This window comes from Citrobacter sp. Cpo030, assembly GCF_030333005.1.
GTDB classification, from domain to species: domain Bacteria; phylum Pseudomonadota; class Gammaproteobacteria; order Enterobacterales; family Enterobacteriaceae; genus Citrobacter; species Citrobacter portucalensis.
Map to the genome: position 1 here is coordinate 314,471 of NZ_JAOWGT010000043.1, position 17,505 is coordinate 331,975.

At 49.5% G+C, this 17,505-nt stretch carries 15 protein-coding genes; all 15 read left to right on the forward strand.

Going from position 1 to position 17,505, the window contains the following annotated elements; genetic code table 11:
• The 15 genes from OGY37_RS03865 to OGY37_RS03935 all read left to right on the forward strand — a co-directional run bounded on the left by OGY37_RS03865 (nucleotide 1) and on the right by OGY37_RS03935 (nucleotide 17,484).
• The gene (locus OGY37_RS03865; protein ID WP_126317718.1) at nucleotides 1-480 is read left to right on the forward strand and encodes a GDP-mannose mannosyl hydrolase; all 480 of its coding nucleotides are present in this window, start codon (nucleotides 1-3) and stop codon (nucleotides 478-480) included.
• On the forward strand, nucleotides 477-1,703 hold the full coding sequence (gene wcaI / locus OGY37_RS03870) for a colanic acid biosynthesis fucosyltransferase WcaI (RefSeq protein ID WP_069219550.1): 1,227 nt from the start codon (nucleotides 477-479) through the stop codon (nucleotides 1,701-1,703). The genes OGY37_RS03865 and wcaI overlap by 4 nt, the downstream gene beginning before the upstream one ends.
• Nucleotides 1,703-3,139: a mannose-1-phosphate guanyltransferase gene (cpsB, locus tag OGY37_RS03875; RefSeq protein ID WP_206159785.1), complete on the forward strand. Its 1,437-nt coding sequence runs from the start codon at nucleotides 1,703-1,705 to the stop codon at nucleotides 3,137-3,139. The genes wcaI and cpsB overlap by 1 nt, the downstream gene beginning before the upstream one ends.
• A gap of 127 nt (nucleotides 3,140-3,266) precedes the next feature.
• Entirely contained in the window at nucleotides 3,267-4,637 is a 1,371-nt protein-coding gene (gene cpsG / locus OGY37_RS03880) for a colanic acid biosynthesis phosphomannomutase CpsG (RefSeq protein ID WP_286620139.1), read from the forward strand.
• A gap of 54 nt (nucleotides 4,638-4,691) precedes the next feature.
• Entirely contained in the window at nucleotides 4,692-6,086 is a 1,395-nt protein-coding gene (gene wcaJ, locus OGY37_RS03885) for an undecaprenyl-phosphate glucose phosphotransferase (RefSeq protein WP_069219552.1), read from the forward strand.
• Between the two features lies 1 nt (nucleotide 6,087).
• Nucleotides 6,088-7,566, forward strand: a complete 1,479-nt coding sequence (gene wzxC / locus OGY37_RS03890; protein ID WP_286620142.1) for a colanic acid undecaprenyl disphosphate flippase WzxC — start codon at nucleotides 6,088-6,090, stop codon at nucleotides 7,564-7,566.
• Between the two features lie 23 nt (nucleotides 7,567-7,589).
• Nucleotides 7,590-8,870, forward strand: coding sequence for a colanic acid biosynthesis pyruvyl transferase WcaK (gene wcaK / locus OGY37_RS03895; RefSeq protein ID WP_286620144.1), 1,281 nt, complete (start codon nucleotides 7,590-7,592; stop codon nucleotides 8,868-8,870).
• A complete protein-coding gene (wcaL, locus tag OGY37_RS03900) occupies nucleotides 8,867-10,087 on the forward strand; it encodes a colanic acid biosynthesis glycosyltransferase WcaL (protein WP_286620146.1) in 1,221 nt (406 codons plus the stop codon). Before wcaK ends, wcaL begins: the two co-directional genes overlap by 4 nt.
• An 11-nt stretch (nucleotides 10,088-10,098) precedes the next feature.
• Nucleotides 10,099-11,493, forward strand: a complete 1,395-nt coding sequence (gene wcaM / locus OGY37_RS03905) for a colanic acid biosynthesis protein WcaM (protein WP_286620148.1) — start codon at nucleotides 10,099-10,101, stop codon at nucleotides 11,491-11,493.
• Nucleotides 11,494-11,658: 165 nt separating this feature from the next.
• The gene (galF, locus tag OGY37_RS03910; protein WP_179154137.1) at nucleotides 11,659-12,552 is read left to right on the forward strand and encodes a UTP--glucose-1-phosphate uridylyltransferase GalF; all 894 of its coding nucleotides are present in this window, start codon (nucleotides 11,659-11,661) and stop codon (nucleotides 12,550-12,552) included.
• Between the two features lie 372 nt (nucleotides 12,553-12,924).
• Nucleotides 12,925-14,010, forward strand: a complete 1,086-nt coding sequence (gene rfbB / locus OGY37_RS03915; RefSeq protein ID WP_286620150.1) for a dTDP-glucose 4,6-dehydratase — start codon at nucleotides 12,925-12,927, stop codon at nucleotides 14,008-14,010.
• The gene (gene rfbD, locus OGY37_RS03920; protein WP_286620155.1) at nucleotides 14,010-14,909 is read left to right on the forward strand and encodes a dTDP-4-dehydrorhamnose reductase; all 900 of its coding nucleotides are present in this window, start codon (nucleotides 14,010-14,012) and stop codon (nucleotides 14,907-14,909) included. Before rfbB ends, rfbD begins: the two co-directional genes overlap by 1 nt.
• A gap of 50 nt (nucleotides 14,910-14,959) precedes the next feature.
• Nucleotides 14,960-15,838, forward strand: coding sequence for a glucose-1-phosphate thymidylyltransferase RfbA (rfbA, locus tag OGY37_RS03925; protein ID WP_286620156.1), 879 nt, complete (start codon nucleotides 14,960-14,962; stop codon nucleotides 15,836-15,838).
• A 3-nt stretch (nucleotides 15,839-15,841) separates the two neighbouring features.
• Nucleotides 15,842-16,375, forward strand: coding sequence for a dTDP-4-dehydrorhamnose 3,5-epimerase (gene rfbC, locus OGY37_RS03930; RefSeq protein WP_286620158.1), 534 nt, complete (start codon nucleotides 15,842-15,844; stop codon nucleotides 16,373-16,375).
• 26 nt (nucleotides 16,376-16,401) lie between these two features.
• Nucleotides 16,402-17,484, forward strand: coding sequence for a glycosyltransferase WbsX family protein (locus tag OGY37_RS03935; protein WP_286620160.1), 1,083 nt, complete (start codon nucleotides 16,402-16,404; stop codon nucleotides 17,482-17,484).
• Nucleotides 17,485-17,505: the final 21 nt, after the last annotated feature.

Here is a 17,505-nt window from a genome sequence, read left to right on the forward strand (position 1 = left end):
ATGTTTTTACGTCATGAGGATTTTGCCACCGTTGTACGTTCAACTCCGCTGATTTCCATCGATTTGATCGTGGAAAACGCCCACGGCGAATTTCTGCTTGGCAAGCGCCTCAATCGTCCGGCGCAGGGGTACTGGTTCGTGCCCGGCGGTCGGGTGCAAAAGGATGAACCGCTGCGCGCGGCCTTTGAGCGGCTGACTGACGCTGAGCTGGGGTTACGTTTACCGCTGTCCGCTGCAGAGTTTTACGGGGTCTGGCAGCACTTCTATGACGACAACTTTTCCGGGGAAGATTTCTCAACGCATTACATCGTGCTGGGATTTCGTCTGCGGGTGTCGGAAAACGACCTGCAGCTGCCTGACGTTCAACATGACGCGTACCGCTGGCTGGCAATTGAAGAGATTCTGACCAGTGACCATGTGCACGACAACAGCCGGGCTTACTTCCGTGAGAAGAGTCAGGCCGGAGTACCCGGGCTATGAAGATCCTTGTGTATGGCATCAACTATTCGCCGGAGTTGACCGGTATCGGTAAATACACCGGTGAAATGGTGGAGTGGATGGCGCAACAGGGGCATGACGTACGGGTGATCACTGCACCGCCTTATTATCCGCAGTGGAAGGTCAACGGTCGCTACTCATCCTGGCGCTACCGTCGTGAAGAAGGCGATGCCATCGTCTGGCGTTGCCCGCTGTATGTACCTGAGCAGCCTTCTACGCTCAAGCGCGTGCTGCATTTAGGCAGTTTTGCCCTGAGCAGTTTCTTCCCGTTGCTGGCGCAGCGCCGCTGGAAGCCGGATCGCATCATTGGGGTAGTGCCGACGCTGTTTTGTACGCCGGGCATGCGCCTGCTGGCGAAGCTGTCCGGGGCGCGCACGCTGCTGCATATTCAGGATTACGAAGTCGATGCCATGCTGGGGCTTGGCATGGCGGGCAAAGGCAAGCGTGGCGCGGTGGCAAAACTGGCCAGCGCCTTTGAGCGCAGTGGGCTGTTGAATATGGATCATATTTCGACCATTTCTCGCTCAATGATGAATAAAGCGCAGGAGAAGGGCGTTGATGCACAGAAGGTCATTTTCTTTCCGAACTGGTCAGAAGTAGCGCGTTTTCGTGACGTGAACGATGCCGATGCTCTGGCGTTGCGCCAGCAACTGGGCTTGCCTGATGATAAAAAAATCATTCTCTACTCAGGCAATATCGGTGAAAAGCAAGGGCTGGAGAGTGTGATCGACGCAGCGGCCCTGTTGAGCGAACAGCCCTGGCTGTTTGTGATTGTCGGGCAGGGCGGGGGGAAAGCGCGGCTGGAGAGTATGTCTAGTGAACGCGGCCTGAACAATGTGATGTTCTTTCCGCTGCAATCTTATGACGCGCTGCCTGCGCTGCTCAAGATGGCGGACTGCCATCTGGTGGTACAAAAGCGCGGTGCGGCGGATGCCGTATTGCCCTCCAAACTGACCAATATCCTCGCCGTTGGCGGTAACGCGGTGATTACCGCCGAACCGGAGACCGAGTTGGGTCAGCTGTGTGACGCTCACCCAGGCATCGCGGTGTGTGTCGAACCTGAATCAATGAATGCGCTGGTTGGCGGGATTCAACAGGCGTTAACCATGCCAAAAGTGAACACGGTGGCACGTGAGTATGCCGAACGCACGTTGGATAAAGAAAACGTGCTGAGCCAATTTATTGCAGATATTCGGGGTACATGATGAGTCAAAGCAAACTCTTTCCGGTGGTGATGGCCGGTGGCTCGGGTAGCCGTTTATGGCCTCTGTCCCGCGTGTTGTATCCAAAGCAGTTCCTGTGCCTGAAAGGCGACCTCACCATGCTGCAGACAACGATTTGTCGTCTGAACGGCGTGGAGTGCGAAAGCCCGGTGGTTATCTGTAATGAACAACACCGTTTCATTGTGGCGGAACAGCTACGACAACTGCACAAGCTGACTGAGAATATTATTCTCGAACCCGCCGGGCGCAATACGGCACCGGCGATAGCACTGGCCGCGCTGGCGGCAAAACGTCAAAGTCCGGGGGAAGATCCGCTGCTGTTGGTATTGGCGGCCGATCACATGATTGCCGACGAGGAGGCATTTCGCGAGGCGGTTCGCAATGCAATGCCCTACGCCAGCGCGGGTAAGCTGGTGACGTTTGGCATCGTGCCGGACCAGCCGGAGACCGGCTATGGTTATATACGTCGCGGCGAGGTTTCGCCATCCAATACTGACGCCGTGGCTTTTCAGGTGGCGCAGTTTGTTGAAAAGCCCAATCTGGAAACCGCGCAGGCTTACGTGGCGAGCGGCGACTACTACTGGAACAGCGGCATGTTTCTGTTCCGGGCCGGGCGCTATCTGGAAGAATTGAAAAAATATCGCCCCGACATTCTTGAGGCCTGCGAAAACGCCATGAGTACGGTTGACCCCGATCTTGATTTTATCCGCGTTGATGAACAGGCGTTTCTCGCCTGCCCGGAAGAGTCTGTGGACTATGCGGTAATGGAACGTACGGCCGATGCGGTGGTGATGCCCATGAACGCAGGCTGGAGCGATGTTGGCTCCTGGTCATCATTGTGGGAAATCAGCGCCCATACCGCTGAAGGCAATGTGCATCATGGTGACGTCATTAGCCATAAAACGGAAAACAGCTACGTGTATGCCGAGTCTGGCCTGGTGACGACCGTCGGGGTGAAGGATCTGGTGGTGGTGCAGACCAAAGATGCGGTGCTGATAGCCGATCGCAACGCGGTGCAGGACGTCAAAAAAGTGGTGGAGCAAATTAAAGCTGACGGACGCCATGAACACCATATTCACCGTGAAGTTTACCGTCCATGGGGCAAGTACGACTCTATTGATGCCGGAGACCGTTACCAGGTGAAGCGGATTACCGTTAAACCCGGAGAGGGATTGTCCGTGCAGATGCATCATCACCGGGCTGAACACTGGGTTGTGGTGGCTGGTACCGCGAAGGTGACAATCAATGATGATATCAAACTGCTCGCTGAAAACGAGTCTGTCTATATTCCGCTGGGGGCGACCCATTGCCTGGAGAACCCGGGGAAAATCCCGCTCGATCTGATTGAAGTGCGCTCCGGATCTTATCTCGATGAGGATGATGTGGTGCGGTTTGCGGACAGATACGGGCGCGCTTAACACAACATCATCGTTGCCGGATGGCGGCGTGTACGCCTTATCCGGCCTACAAACGAACGGTTAGTCATTTTTTGAAAAATATCTCCAGTCAGGAGAGGGCTAACTGTTGCCTGAAGAAGGGTAAATCATGACGAAATTAACCTGTTTCAAAGCCTACGATATTCGCGGCAGGCTGGGCGAAGAGCTGAATGAAGATATCGCGTGGCGTATTGGCCGCGCTTATGGTGAGTTACTGAAGCCGAAAACGATTGTCCTCGGTGGCGATGTGCGCCTGACCAGTGAGACGCTGAAGCTGGCGCTGGCGAAAGGACTGCAGGATGCAGGCGTGAATGTGCTGGATATTGGCATGTCGGGTACCGAAGAGATTTATTTTGCCACTTTCCACCTGGGCATTGACGGCGGTATTGAAGTGACCGCCAGCCATAATCCGATGAATTACAACGGCATGAAGCTGGTGCGGGAAGGGGCTCGACCCATCAGCGGTGATACCGGTCTGCGCGACGTGCAGCGCCTGGCGGAAGCCAATGACTTCCCGGCGGTTGATGAGACAAAACGTGGCCGCTACCAGCGCATTACTACCCGTGATGCCTACATTGACCACCTGCTGGGTTACATCAATCCAGCCAACCTGAAACCAATGAAGCTGGTGCTCAATTCCGGCAACGGCGCGGCAGGTCCGGTGGTTGACGCCATTGAAGACCGTTTTAAGGCGCTGGGCGTGCCGGTCGAGTTCATCAAAATTCACAACATGCCGGATGGCAACTTCCCCAACGGTATTCCCAATCCTCTGCTGCCGGAATGCCGGGCCGACACGCGCAATGCAGTGATTGAACACGGCGCGGATATGGGGATTGCCTTCGACGGTGATTTTGACCGCTGCTTCCTGTTCGATGAAAAAGGTCAGTTCATTGAGGGCTACTACATTGTCGGCCTGCTGGCGGAAGCGTTTCTGGAGAAGAATCCGGGGGCGAAAATTATCCACGACCCACGCCTGTCCTGGAACACCGTGGATGTGGTGACGGCGGCAGGCGGTAAACCGGTGATGTCTAAAACCGGGCACGCGTTTATCAAAGAGCGGATGCGCCGTGAAGATGCCATTTATGGCGGTGAAATGAGCGCGCACCACTATTTCCGCGATTTTGCCTATTGCGACAGCGGAATGATCCCGTGGCTGCTGGTGGCGGAGTTGCTGTGTCTGAAAGGGCAGTCGCTGGGCGAACTGGTCCGTGACCGGATGGTGGCCTACCCGGCGAGCGGAGAAATAAACAGTACGCTGGCAGAGCCGACGGCAGCGATTGCGCGCGTGGAGCAGCATTTTTCCCGTGAGGCGCTGTCGGTGGACAGAACGGACGGTATCAGCATGTCGTTTGTCGACTGGCGCTTCAATTTACGCTCTTCCAATACCGAACCGGTGGTGCGCCTGAACGTGGAATCGCGCGGAGATATTCCGTTGATGGAAGCGCGAACGCGCACTCTTCTGGCGTTACTGAATCAGTAATGCTGGTGCTTCCTTTGCCCGATTCTGGGCAAAGGGTGACTAACAGGAACCACGATGACACATCTAAAGAAGCGCGAGCGCGCCAAAACCAATGCGTCGTTAATTTCGATGGTGCAACGCTTTTCAGATATCACCATCATGTTTGGCGGGTTGTGGGTAATCTGCGAATTAAGCGGTTTGCCTTTCCTGTACATGCACCTGCTGGTGGCGCTGATCACGCTGGTCGTTTTTCAGATGCTCGGTGGCATAACGGATTTTTATCGCTCCTGGCGTGGTGTCAAAATTTCCACTGAGCTGGTGCTGTTACTGCAAAACTGGACGCTGAGTCTGATTTTTTGCGCAGGTCTGATCGCCTTTAATAACGATTTTGACAACCGTCTCGCCGTCTGGCTGGCGTGGTATCTGCTATCCAGCGTTGGCCTGGTGTTGTGCCGTTCGTTTATTCGCTACGGCGCGGGATGGATGCGCAATCGCGGGTACAACACTCGTCGGGTGGCGGTGGCAGGTGAGCTGCCAGCCGGACAAATGCTACTGGACAGTTTTCGCCATGAACCGTGGCTGGGGTTTGAAGTAGCAGGTGTCTATCACGATCCTATCCCTGGAAAAAACTCCCGCGACTGGGCCGGTAATCTGCAACAACTGGTGGATGACGCCAAAGCCTCACGCATTCATAACGTTTATATCGCCATGTCGATGAGCGATGGCGCCAGCGTCAAAAAACTGGTGCGTGAGCTGGCCGATACCACCTGTTCTGTGATCCTTATTCCTGATGTCTTTACCTTCAACATTTTGCATTCACGGATTGAAGAGATGAACGGCATTCCGGTGGTGCCGCTGTATGACACGCCGCTCTCGGGGATTAATCGTCTGTTAAAGCGCGCGGAAGATATCGTGCTGGCTTCGCTGATCCTGCTGCTTATTTCTCCGGTGCTGTGTGGCATAGCGCTACTGGTAAAACTGACCTCCAAAGGACCGGTGATTTTCCGCCAGACCCGCTATGGCATGGACGGCAAACCGATCAAAGTCTGGAAGTTTCGTTCGATGAAAGTGATGGAAAACGACGCGGTGGTGACGCAGGCGACGCAAAACGATCCGCGCGTTACCCCTGTGGGGAATTTCCTGCGCCGAACGTCGCTCGATGAACTGCCGCAGTTTATTAACGTGCTGACCGGAGGCATGTCTATCGTCGGGCCACGCCCGCATGCGGTAGCGCATAACGAACAGTATCGCCAACTGATCGAGGGGTACATGTTACGCCATAAGGTGAAACCGGGGATTACCGGCTGGGCGCAAATCAACGGCTGGCGGGGTGAAACCGATACGCTGGAAAAAATGGAAAAACGTGTGGAATTTGACCTCGAATACATTCGCGAGTGGAGCGTGTGGTTCGATATCAAAATTGTTTTTCTGACGGTATTCAAAGGCTTTGTCAACAAAGCGGCGTATTAACATGAGCTTACGAGAAAAAACGCTGAACGGCGCAAAGTGGTCGGCGATTGCCACGGTGATCATCATTGGTCTGGGGCTTATCCAGATGACCGTACTGGCACGGATTATTGATAACCACCAGTTCGGGTTGTTAACCGTGGCGCTGGTAATCATCGCGCTGGCCGATACGCTGTCTGACTTTGGTATCGCTAACTCAATTATTCAGCGCAAAGAGATTGGCTATCTAGAACTGACCACGCTGTACTGGCTCAACGTTGGGCTGGGTATCGTGGTATGCGTGGCGATGTTTCTGCTGAGCGAGACGATTGCCCATGTGCTCAACAACCCAGAACTGGCACCGCTCATCAAAACTTTATCACTGGCGTTTGTGGTGATACCGCACGGACAGCAGTTTCGCGCGCTGATGCAAAAAGAGCTGGCCTTCAACAAAATTGGCATGATTGAAATCAGTTCGGTACTGGCCGGTTTTACCTTTACCGTAGTCAGCGCCCATTTCTGGCCGCTCGCACTGACGGCCATTCTCGGGTATCTGGTAAACAGTACGCTACGTACGCTGCTGTTCGGCTATTTTGGTCGCCGGATTTACCGTCCGGGGCTGCATTTTTCTCTGGCATCGGTTTCGTCGAATCTGCGTTTTGGTGCGTGGCTGACGGCAGACAGCATCATCAATTACATCAATACCAACCTTTCCACGCTGGTTTTAGCCCGCACGTTGGGAGCTGGCGTGGCGGGCGGATTCAATCTCGCCTGGAATGTGGCGGTTGTCCCCCCGATCAAACTGAACCCGATTATCACCCGCGTGCTGTTTCCGGCGTTTGCCAAAATCCAGGACGACAGCGAAAAGCTACGGGTGAATTTTTACAAGCTGCTGTCGGTGGTTGGGATTATCAACTTCCCGGCGCTGCTGGGACTGATGGTGGTGTCGAATAACGTGGTGCCGCTGGTATTCGGTGAGAAGTGGAACGGCATTATCCCCATCCTGCAACTGCTGTGCATTGTTGGGCTGCTGCGCTCGGTGGGGAATCCAATCGGTTCACTGCTGATGGCGAAAGCGCGGGTCGATATCAGCTTTAAATTCAATGTTTTCAAAACCTTTCTGTTTATTCCCGCCATTTTCATCGGTGGACATCTGGCCGGGGCAATTGGCGTGACGCTGGGCTTTTTGTTGGTCCAGGTGATTAACACAGTCCTCAGCTATTTCGTGATGATTAAACCTGTTCTTGGCCCCAGCTACCGCCAGTACATGCTCAGTCTTTGGCTGCCGATGTATCTCTCCTTGCCAACCCTTGTGGTGAGTTATGCGCTGGGTGTGTTGCTGCATGGGCAACTGTCGTTGGGCGTGTTGTTGGGGAGCCAGATAGCGGCAGGGGCGCTGGCGTTTGCGCTAATGATGGTGCTGTCGCGTCATCCGCTGGTGGTGGAAATAAAACGCCAGCTCTGTCGCAGTGAAAAAATGAAAACCTTGCTCCGTGCAGGATAAGAACAACGCTTTAAGAGGTCATAATGAAACTATTAATTTTGGGCAACCATACCTGCGGGAACCGAGGGGATAGCGCGATCCTGCGCGGTTTACTGGATGCCATTAACGCGTTGCGTCCTGAGACTGAAGTGGATGTTATGAGCCGTTACCCGGTGAGCTCCTCATGGTTGCTGAACCGCCCGGTGATGGGCGATCCGCTGTATTCGCAGATGAAGCAACACAACAACGCAGCGGGTGTTATGGGGCGCGTGAAGAAAGTGCTGCGTCGCCGCTATCAGCATCAGGTACTGCTCTCGCGTGTTACCGACTCCGGTAATCTGCGCAATATCGCTATCGCCCAGGGTTTTACCGATTTTGTTCGTCTGCTGTCGCGCTATGACGCCATCATCCAGGTCGGCGGATCGTTCTTTGTCGATCTGTATGGCGTACCGCAGTTTGAACATGCCCTGTGTTCGTTTATGGCGAAAAAACCGTTGTACATGATTGGTCACAGCGTGGGGCCATTCCAGGATGAGCAGTTTAATCAACTGGCGAACTACGTGTTTGGTCACTGTAATGCGTTGATTTTACGTGAATCCGTAAGTCTTGATTTGATGAAGCGCAGCGAAATAACCACGGATAAAGTTGAAACAGGCGTGGATACGGCCTGGCTGGTCGACAATCATCATGAGGATTTTGAGCCAGGTTATGCGGTACAGCACTGGTTAGATATGGCGGCTAAACAGAAGACCGTTGCCATTACATTACGTGAGTTGGCCCCTTTTGATAAGCGTCTGGGGACAACGCAGCAGGCCTATGAGCAAGCCTTTGCCGGGGTGGTGAACCGCATCCTCGATGAAGGTTACCAGGTGATTGCACTGTCAACCTGCACCGGTATTGATAGTTACAACAAAGATGATCGCATGGTGGCGTTAAACCTGCGCCAGTATGTTAACGATTCGTCCCGATATCACGTGGTGATGGATGAACTTAACGATCTGGAGATGGGGAAGATTCTGGGGGCATGCGATCTGACAGTGGGTACTCGCTTGCACTCGGCCATCATCTCGATGAATTTTATGACGCCAGCCATCGCCATTAACTACGAGCATAAATCGGCAGGGATTATGCAACAGTTGGGGTTGCCGGAGATGGCTGTCGATATTCGCCATCTGCTCGATGGCAGTCTGGAAGGAAAGGTCGCCGATACCCTCGGACAGTTACCTGATCTGAACATACGGCTTGGGGATGCTGTGACACGCGAACGCGAACGCGGGGTACACATGGTGCAGTCGGTTTTAACGCGTATTGAGGGGGAAAAATGAAGATTGGCTTTTTCCTGCTTAAATTTCCGCTCTCTTCTGAGACCTTTGTACTCAATCAGATAACCGCATTTATCGATATGGGCTACGACGTGGAGATTGTCGCTTTGCAGAAGGGCGATCTTGAAAATACGCATGCCTCATTTAATACCTACCGGCTGGGTGAAAAAACGCGCTGGTTGCTGAATGAACCGGAAAGCAAACTGGCGAAGCTGAAATATAGGGCCGCGGCAGCTCTGCACGGTCTCACCCGCGCAGCGACCTGGAAGGCGCTTAATGTTGCACGCTATGGCGAGGAGGCGCGCAATCTGATTTTGGCGGCTATTTGCGGCGGGAATCCGCAGGCGTTTCAGGCGGATGTCTTTATTGCTCATTTTGGGCCGGCAGGCGTAACGGCCGCCAAGTTGCGTGAGCTTGGGATGATCCGCGGAAAAATCGCCACGGTTTTTCACGGCGTCGATGTTTCGCATCGGGATGTGCTTACCCGCTATACCCCTGAGTATCAGCAACTGTTTCAACGTGGAGATTTGATGTTACCCATCAGCAATCTCTGGGCCGGACGTTTAAAAAACATGGGATGCCCGCCGCAAAAAATCGCGGTTTCGCGTATGGGTATCGACATGACGCGTTTTACCCCTCGCCAACTGAAAGTACCAGCTGCACCGCTGGAAATTATCTCTGTCGCCCGGTTAACCGAGAAAAAAGGACTGCACGTTGCCATCGAAGCCTGTCGACAGTTAAAAGAGCAGGGCGTCTCATTTCGTTATCGCATTCTGGGTATCGGCCCTTGGGAGCGTCGTTTACGTACGCTGATCGAGCAATATCAACTTGATGAAGTGATTGAGATGCCCGGCTTTAAGCCCAGTCATCAGGTAAAGGAGATGCTTGAGCAGGCGGATGTATTTTTACTGCCGTCGATTACCGGAAGAGACGGCGATATGGAGGGGATCCCGGTGGCGCTGATGGAGGCGATGGCGGTAGGTATTCCGGTGATTTCTACCGTTCACAGTGGGATCCCTGAGCTGGTCGAGTCGGGCAAGTCTGGCTGGCTGGCACCGGAAAACGATGCGCAGGCACTGGCTGAGCGTTTAGCGGCATTTAGCCTGCTCGATAGTGAGCAGGTACAGCCGATTGTGCTGTGTGCGCGCGAAAAAATTGAAACTGAATTTAATCAGCTAGCGATCAATAAACAGTTAGCCAGTCTGCTGCAAACGATGTAAATCGAGGTTGTATGTCAGAGAATAAACTCTCACGCCGTACTTTTCTAACGGCAGGCTCTGCGCTTGTCGTGCTGCATTCTCCCGTTGTCCGGGCGCTTGAATCATCGGATAGCGTCAACATTCAGGATTACAACCCAAAGGATTGGGTCGCTTCTTTCCGGCAGGCGTTCAAAGAAGGACAAACGGTAGTCGTACCAAATGGACTGGAATGTAAGGATCTCAATACCGCTATCGTTATTCCTCCTGGCAAAACGCTACACTTGCAAGGCAGAATCAGCGGCAATGGCCGTGGTCGCTTTGTTCTGCAGGATGGATGTAAGGTGATAGGCGATCAGGGCGGGAGCCTGAGAAACATTACTCTCGATGTGCGCGGTTCGGATTGCGTGATAAAAGGGATTGCCATGAGTGGTTTCGGGCCAGTGACGCAAATCTATATCGGCGGCAAAACACCGAGGCTGATGCGTAATCTGGTTATCGATGATATTACCGTCACATGCGCTAACTATGGGATCCTGCGTCAGGGCTTTCATAACCGGATGGATGACGTAAAGATTACAAACTGCCGTTTTAGCGATCTACAGGGGGATGCCATTGAGTGGAATGTGGCGATCAACGACAGCAACATCCTCATTTCTGACCATGTCATTGAACGTATTAACTGTACCAATGGCAACGTGAACTGGGGCATCGGCATCGGACTGGCGGGCAGTACCTATGACAATACCTATCCCGATGAACTGGCGGTAAAAAACTTTGTCGTGGCGAATATCACCGGTACCGACTGTCGACAGCTAGTCCATGTAGAGAACGGCAAACATTTTATCATTCGTAATATCACTGCACGAAATATTACCCCAGATTTTAGTAAGAAAGCGGGCATTGATAATGCGACGGTCGCTATTTATGGATGCGATAATTTCGTGATTGATAATATCAATATGGAAAATAGCGCAGGTATGCTCATTGGCTACGGTGTTATTAAAGGACGATATTTATCCATTCCGCAGAACTTTAAGTTAAATAATATCCATCTGGATAACACAAAACTTGAATATAAATTACGCGGCATTCAGATCTCATCAGGTAATGCAACGTCGTTCGTGGCCATCACCAACGTTGAGATGAAGCGAGCCACGCTTGAGTTGCACAACCAACCGCAGCACCTTTTTTTACGTAACATCAGAGTGATGCAGCAATCCGCAACAGGACCCGCGCTCAAGATGCACTTCGATCTACGCCAGGATGTGCGCGGCAAGTTTATGGCTAAGCAGGATACCTTGTTATCACTGGCGAATATCCATGCGGTAAACGAAAGCGGGCAAAGTTCAGTTGACATTGACCGGGTAAACCATCAGGTGGTGAATGTCGAAGCGGTGAATTTTCGACTGCCGGGGCAGGGGAGGTAACTTTGCGACCATTCCTGGCAAAAGTTGTACCTGCCTGGGATTAAGATTACTGCATTCCGCAGTTAAGCGGCGTAACATACGTTGCATCGGAGTAATGCAATTCATACTGGCTAAAACAAGCTAAAAAGCTATAATTCAGCAACAATTGAATAGGTGAATGACTTAATGATTAATTTGAAAGCAGTTATTCCGGTAGCAGGTCTGGGGATGCACATGTTGCCTGCCACGAAGGCAATCCCTAAAGAGATGCTGCCGATCGTAGACAAACCGATGATTCAATACATTGTCGACGAGATTGTAGCTGCCGGTATCAAAGAAATCGTTCTGGTGACTCATGCGTCTAAGAACGCCGTTGAGAACCACTTCGACACCTCTTACGAACTCGAATCACTCCTTGAGCAGCGTGTTAAGCGCCAGCTCTTAGCCGAAGTGCAGTCTATCTGTCCTCCGGGCGTGACTATCATGAACGTCCGTCAGGCTCAGTTGCTGGGTCTGGGCCATTCCATCCTTTGTGCTCGTCCTATCATTGGTGATAACCCGTTTGTCGTGGTATTACCTGACGTTGTTCTGGATACCGCAAGTGCGGATCCGCTGCGCTACAACCTCGCTGCTATGGTTGCTCGTTTTAATGAAACCGGGCGCAGCCAGGTGCTGGCTAAGCGTATGGAAGGCGATCTGTCTGAGTACTCTGTTATTCAGACCAAAGAGCCTTTAGACAATGAAGGCAAAGTCAGCCGTATCGTTGAGTTCATCGAAAAACCGGATCAGCCGCAAACGCTGGATTCTGATCTGATGGCTGTAGGGCGCTATGTGCTTTCGGCTGATATTTGGGCAGAACTGGAAAAAACTGCTCCAGGTGCCTGGGGACGTATCCAGTTGACGGATGCCATTGCAGAGTTGGCTAAAAAACAGTCTGTTGATGCTATGCTGATGACAGGCGACAGCTACGACTGTGGTAAAAAGATGGGCTACATGCAGGCATTCGTTAAGTATGGGCTGCGTAATCTGAAAGAAGGACCGAAGTTTCGTAAGAGCATTGAAAAGCTACTTAGCGAGTAGATATTTACAGATCTTCGTGAAGGTAAGCCAGAAAAAATAACGGCAGTTAACATTCCACCGCCTATGATTTATGCAGCGGAGTGTTACTGTCGTTTTTCATATAAAAACAAAGAATTACAATAAGTTAACCTACCAGGTTTAATCTGTTTTTTGTTGGATTTTTTCTTGTTTCTGGTCGCATTTGGTAAGACAATTAGCGTTTGAATTTTAGATAGCTTCGCGCTAACTGGCGGGGGCTAGTTACATCATTATCATTCAAGTAGTGCTCTGGTTGCTGCAAAGCCAGGGGCGGTAGCGTGCGTAATGCCCAGAAACGTGCATTATGTGCCAGCATATTAATAGTATTCGTATAAACGATATTCGGAATTAAACGTGAAAATACTAGTTACTGGTGGAGCGGGTTTCATTGGATCTGCAGTAGTTCGTCATATTATTAAAAATACTCAGGATACCGTTGTTAATGTTGATAAACTAACCTACGCCGGTAACCTGGAATCTCTTGCCGAAGTCAGCGAAAATAATCGCTATTATTTTGAACACGCGGATATCTGTGATAAAGCGGCAATGGAGCGTATTTTTGCCACTCATCAACCGGATGCGGTGATGCATCTGGCAGCTGAAAGTCATGTTGACCGGTCTATTACAGGGCCAGCAGCGTTTATCGAAACGAATATCGTCGGTACTTATGTACTGCTGGAAGCTGCTCGTGGCTACTGGAACGAGCTGGATGCAGATAAAAAACAGGCATTTCGTTTCCATCATATCTCCACAGATGAAGTATACGGCGACCTGCCACATCCAGATGAAGTGGCTGCCGGTAATGTGTTGCCTCTGTTCACTGAAAAGACAGCTTATGCGCCGAGTAGCCCATATTCTGCTTCAAAGGCCTCAAGCGATCATCTGGTTCGCGCATGGTTGCGCACCTATGGCTTCCCAACAATTGTCACCAACTGTTCCAATAACTACGGGCCATATCACTTCCCTGAAAAACTAATCCCGCTGGTGATTCTGAATGCGCTGGAAGGTAAAGCATTGCCAATTTATGGCAAAGGCGACCAGATTCGCGACTGGCTTTATGTCGAAGATCACGCCCGAGCGTTGTATACAGTTGTGACTCAGGGAGTTGTAGGTGAAACCTACAATATCGGTGGTCATAACGAGAAGAAAAACCTGGACGTGGTACATACTATTTGTGATCTGCTTGATGAAATCGTGCCGAAAGAGGGCTCTTATCGCGATCAAATTACTTACGTGACTGACCGGCCTGGACACGATCGCCGCTATGCGATTGATGCAGCGAAAATCAGCGATGAACTGGGCTGGAAGCCGCTGGAAACCTTCGAAAGCGGGATCCGTAAGACTGTTGAATGGTATCTGTCGAATACGCAGTGGGTTGAAAATGTGAAAAGCGGCGCCTACAAGACGTGGATCGAACAGAATTACGGAGAACGCCAGTAATGAATATTCTGCTGTTTGGTAAAACGGGCCAGGTGGGTTGGGAATTGCAACGTGCACTAGCCCCTCTGGGGAACCTGATTGCGTTAGATGTACATTCAACTGATTATTGTGGTGATTTTAGTAATCCACAGGGCGTGGCAGACACCGTGCGTCGTATCCGGCCTGACGTTGTCGTCAATGCAGCTGCCCATACAGCAGTAGATAAGGCTGAGTCCGAAGTTGAATTTGCCCGGTTGCTTAATACGACCAGTGTGGATGCAATTGCCAGAGCTGCCGCAGAAATCGGGGCGTGGGTGGTGCATTACTCCACGGACTATGTCTTTCCTGGCACCGGCGAAACACCATGGTGCGAAACGGACGCTACAGCGCCGCTTAATGTCTACGGTGAAACCAAACTGGCGGGAGAAAAGGCGCTTCAGACGTACTGCGCCAACCATTTGATTTTCAGAACCAGTTGGGTGTATGCAGGTAAAGGCAATAATTTTGCGAAAACGATGCTGAAACTGGCAAAAGAGCGCGCAGAGCTTTCGGTGATTAACGACCAGTTCGGTGCGCCAACTGGGGCTGAACTTCTTGCTGACTGTACGGCGCATGCTATCCGTGTTGCGATGAACAAACCCGACGTGGCTGGACTCTACCACCTGGTTGCGGGTGGAACCACGACCTGGCATGACTATGCTGTACTAGTGTTCGACGAAGCCCGTAAAGCAGGAATCGAACTGGCATTAACCCATTTAAATGCGGTGCCGACTAGTGCGTATTCTACACCTGCACGCCGCCCAACAAATTCTCGCCTGAATACTGATAAATTCCAGAAAAACTTTGAACTGGTATTACCGCAGTGGGACGTTGGTGTAAAACGTATGCTGAATGAGTTGTTCACGACAACGGTGATTTGAACCTTGTTAATGCCCGTGAGCGGGCATTTTGTACACAAAGAGATGATGAAATGAAAACGCGTAAAGGGATTATTTTAGCTGGGGGCTCAGGTACTCGTCTTTATCCTGTCACTATGGCTGTAAGCAAGCAACTGCTGCCGATTTATGATAAACCAATGATCTATTATCCGCTTTCTACGCTAATGTTGGCAGGGATTCGTGACATCTTGATTATTAGTACTCCTCAGGATACCCCACGATTTGAACAATTATTGGGTGACGGTAGCCAGTGGGGACTAAATTTACAATATAAAGTACAACCGACGCCGGATGGCCTAGCCCAGGCATTTATTATTGGTGAAGAGTTTATCGGTAATGATGATTGTGCTCTGGTACTGGGCGACAACATTTTTTATGGGCATGACTTACCAAAGTTAATGGATACAGCAGTAAGTAAAGACAGTGGTGCAACGGTATTTTCTTATCATGTGAATGATCCTGAACGTTATGGGGTTGTAGAATTTGATAGTAATGGTACTGCTGTCAGTCTTGAAGAAAAACCGCTTGAGCCGAAAAGTAATTATGCAGTCACAGGTCTATATTTTTATGACAACGATGTTGTTGAAATGGCGAAAAAACTAAAACCATCAACACGCGGTGAACTGGAAATTACTGATATTAACCGTATCTATATGGAACAAGGCAGATTGTCAGTTGCCATGATGGGACGTGGTTACGCTTGGCTAGATACAGGTACGCATCAGAGTTTAATCGAGGCAAGTAACTTTATTGCGACCATTGAGGAGCGCCAGGGGCTAAAAGTGGCCTGCCCTGAAGAGATTGCCTATCGTAAAGGCTTTATTGATGCTGAGCGGGTGAAAGAGCTGGCAAAACCTCTATCGAAAAATGCTTACGGACAATATTTGCTTAAGATGATTAAAGGTTATTAAGTCATGAATGTGATCAAAACTGACATTCCAGATGTGTTGATTTTTGAGCCAAAAGTCTTTGGTGATGAGCGTGGGTTTTTCATGGAAAGCTTCAATCAACAAGTCTTCGAAGAAGCTGTTGGTCGTAAGATCGAATTTGTACAGGATAATCATTCTAAATCAAGTAAGGGGGTCTTGCGCGGCCTGCATTATCAGCTTGAGCCATATGCGCAAGCGAAACTAGTTCGTTGCGTCGTCGGGCAAGTTTTTGATGTTGCTGTCGATATTCGAAGAGAATCAAAGACATATGGTAAATGGGTTGGCGAAATTCTTTCTGCGGAAAATAAACGTCAACTCTGGATTCCCGAAGGATTTGCTCATGGCTTTTTCGTTATGTCAGATTTTGTTGAATTTGTATACAAAACGAATAATTATTACTCCCCGCAATCAGAAAAATCAATCATTTGGAATGATCCAACAATAAAAATTGAATGGCCCATAACTCAAACACCGATTCTATCCTCCAAAGATGCCGCATCACCTTTTTTTGAAATATAACCAATTTATAATTAATTAGGAATAAAATGAAAAAACCCATAGTGTTGGCATATTATTTGCCTCAGTTTCATGAAATAAAGGAAAATAATGAATGGTGGGGAACTGGATTTACAGAGTGGGTAGCGTTAAACAGATCTGAACAGTATTTTAAATCCCAAAATATTAGATTCCCTATAATGCCATTAGGACAATATACATTACCAGATGCTGATGTTATGTCTTATCAATATAAATTGGCTAAAGAAAATAATATCGATGGCTTTTTCATCTGGGATTATTGGTTTGGTGGAGGTCGAAAAATATTAAATAAGCCAAAAGAAATGCTCATTAAAAAAAAGGAGGAAATGAATTTTAAATATGCATTGATTTGGGCAAATCATAGTTGGTATAACAAGACATTAGGGAAACTTTTAATTAAGCAGAAATACCTTGGTAAAGAGGACTATACAGAATATTTCCTTGAGTGTTTAGAGCATTTTAAAAGTGAAAACTATCTCAAAATTGATAATAAGCCCATATTTGGAATTTTTATGCCAAAAGATATTCCTGATATAGTTACATTTAAGTCCGTATTTGATTTAGAAGCAAAGAATAATGGTTTTGGTGGAGTCTATTGGATAATTGAACACGGAAACTCTGAATTAAAATCCGAACTAGGGTTTGACAATTATTTGAATAGCACTATATATTTTAAGTCAAGAAAATACAAACACTTATATAATTTTATAAAAGAACAGGCCATAAAGAAAATAGGATTTAATAGAATAGGCCCTGTGAAATATAGTTATAAAAAATTAGTTTCAACATTTAAAGATTTTGAAAGTGATGAAACCGCAGTGATATTTTCTGGCTGGGATACGACTCCTCGGCACGGTTATCGTGGTACATATTTATGTGACTTCAATGAGCAAACATTTAGAATTCATGTTGAAAATGTCATGAGTCATACAAAACGGAATAATCAAAATGTTATTATTATAAAATCATGGAATGAATGGGCCGAAGGTAATCAAATGGAACCAGATAACATATTTGGAAGTTGTTTATTGTCTATCTTCAGTAAGGCGTATAATAAATACTATGGTGGCGATTCAAATTGTGATATTTGAATAAAACCCTCCGAGGTGAAT